Raw genomic sequence first — 1,248 nt, 5'->3', positions numbered from 1 at the left:
TGTTCTTGTCGGCGACGATCTGGCGTTTGGGGTTGCGTTCGGGCTGCGGTCGGCGGCGGTGGTGAACGGGTGGTTGCGTGAGTTGTCGTCGAGCGGTTGCCCGGTACCGTCCTCGTGGGGGTCGTACGTGTGGGTCCCGCGGTCGTGGATGGAGTTCATCGTCGACTTCGACGTGAATCTGTGCGACGCGCGGCGCTCGCTCAGGGACGCGTTGAGTGCTTACGCGGTGCATCGGGTGTGCGGCCCGATTGAGGCCCAGTTCGGGGTGACGACCTGGGATCGGCACGTCAGTGTCTTGTCCTCGTTCTGCCGGTGGGCGGTCGCCGAAGGCCGCGTCCAGGCTGTGCCGTTCACCTACGCGCAGGCCGGGGCCCTCGATGGCGATCAGGTCGGGGACCGCCAGATCAACCTGGCGGTCCGTCGCCGCCTCAGGGCACACGTGACGATCTAGTACCTGGAGCGGTCAGTCGAGGCTTTCGATGATGCGGAAGTCGCGCTCGAAGCGGTCGGGGAGTGCGGCCAGTGCCTTCTGGTAGGCCGCACTCTCGTATGCGGCGACCGCCTGTTCGAAGCTGTCGAACTCGATCAGGACGACGCGCTCGGTGATTCCGGCTTCGTGTGCGACGACCCGGCTGCCGATGCTGGCGAGCACTCGCCCGCGCGCGGCCTGGACGGCCACGCCGGCCAGTTTGTTGTAGACATCAAGCCTCTCGGGGTCCTCGATGGTGGGGTAGACGCTGACCCAGTAGCCCTTGGGCATGGAACCTCCGGTGTTGGAATGAGTGCGGCTGACGTACGGGTTGGTCTCGGGTGAGCGTCGGCGGGCGAGGGCGAGGCTTGTCGGCGTCGTGATCGGGGAAGAGGTGGCCGGGGCCGGTGCCCGCGGCGAGGATCGGGCCGCCGATGGCGCTGCCGGAGGGAGTACCCGGGGAGTATCCGACGCTGCGGACGACGTAGTTGACGCTCATGGCGCTCGACGTCTCGCTCGTGGGGGTGACGGTCAGGACGACGCCGGGCATCGCGGCCGAGAAGCCGCCGACGCCCAGCACCGAGAACGGGAGGAGGACCAGCCCGGCGATGCAGGACGACCTCCGTCCGGAGACGTCAGCAGCCCGTTCGGCGGGGCGTCCCCGGGCATCATGCGCGCGAGCAGTGCGCCGGCCTGGTCGGTGCACGGCGGTTGCGGCAGGGCTATCTGCGACATCGGCTCTCCCGTCGAGCTCGTTTCGAAATCAGAAACGCTGGGTG

General features: G+C 68.2%; 2 protein-coding genes. One reads left to right on the top strand and one right to left on the bottom strand.

Annotated features, from left to right (window positions below; all coding sequences use genetic code 11):
• Nucleotides 1-451, top strand: a 451-nt coding sequence (locus ACM6LU_RS39135; RefSeq protein WP_414942915.1) for a hypothetical protein, incomplete at its 5' end; no start/stop codon positions are given.
• A 12-nt stretch (nucleotides 452-463) separates the two neighbouring features.
• Here ACM6LU_RS39135 and ACM6LU_RS39130 read toward each other — a convergent pair.
• Nucleotides 464-760: a DUF1330 domain-containing protein gene (locus ACM6LU_RS39130; protein WP_414942914.1), complete on the bottom strand. Its 297-nt coding sequence runs from the start codon at nucleotides 758-760 to the stop codon at nucleotides 464-466.
• Nucleotides 761-1,248 lie beyond the last annotated feature (488 nt).

Origin of the sequence: Amycolatopsis sp. cmx-11-51 (assembly GCF_047608665.1) — a bacterium.
GTDB lineage: Bacteria > Actinomycetota > Actinomycetes > Mycobacteriales > Pseudonocardiaceae > Amycolatopsis.
The sequence above is the reverse complement of the archived record's forward strand: the minus strand, read 5'-3'. Positions and strand labels throughout refer to the sequence as shown.